The sequence below is a fragment of the Mediterraneibacter catenae genome (genome assembly GCF_008691045.1).
Lineage (GTDB): Bacteria > Bacillota > Clostridia > Lachnospirales > Lachnospiraceae > Mediterraneibacter > Mediterraneibacter ornithocaccae.
Map to the genome: position 1 here is coordinate 1 of NZ_VMSO01000060.1, position 734 is coordinate 734.

Genomic DNA, 734 nt, shown 5'->3' on the forward strand with positions numbered 1-734 from the left:
GCCATTCAGAGTCGGATTAAAAACGCCAATCTCAGTCAATTTAAAATCGCCAATGCATCATGTATGTTATTAACAGTTACGCATTTTTATACTCCGTATGTTTTGCGATACCAGCCTCAAGACCAAGTGTTTCCAGCTTGCGTCCCCGGTAACTGTCACCTTTGATCATAAATACAGTGGCGTCATCAAAAACCCGGTCTAAAGAACAAAGCAGCGTATCATCTTCGCTGAAATATTCGCCCCACTGGTTTGGTGTTTTGTTGCTGGTAAAAATCATGGTGCTGGGACCATCTTTATTATAGCGGCGGTCAATCACATCAAAGAACATACGGGTGTTCTCTTTATCGAACACACACCTGCCAATCTCATCAATGATCAGGCAGGAAGGCTTTACCAGCCCGTTGATGACAGCCCCCTCCTGGCCGTGTTTCCTTGCATCCGTCAACTTTTGGTTGAGTTCGCTTGCCCTTAAGAAATAAGTCTTATATCCTTTCAGGCAGCATTCCCGCCCAAAAGCCATGGCCAGATGAGTTTTACCTACACCCTGCGGACCAATAAATGCCAGATTTTTTCCTGCATACAGAGCGGACAGAGAAGAGAGGTTCTTCAGTGACTGCACATGCTTTCCATGGAGCCGGCTGAAATCAAATCTTTCAAAGGTTTTCGGCTCATTCATAGGAAGCTTGCTCAGTTTTAGCATTGTGTGGACCATGGAGTCATATTTTTTCTGCTCC

1 protein-coding gene is annotated in these 734 nt (G+C 45.0%); it reads right to left on the minus strand.

Features of this window, described 5'->3' with window-relative positions; all coding sequences use genetic code 11:
• Positions 1-76: 76 nt before the first annotated feature.
• Positions 77-734: ATP-binding protein (locus tag FNY66_RS15345; RefSeq protein WP_150311679.1), on the minus strand; the 658-nt coding region annotated here is incomplete at its 5' end.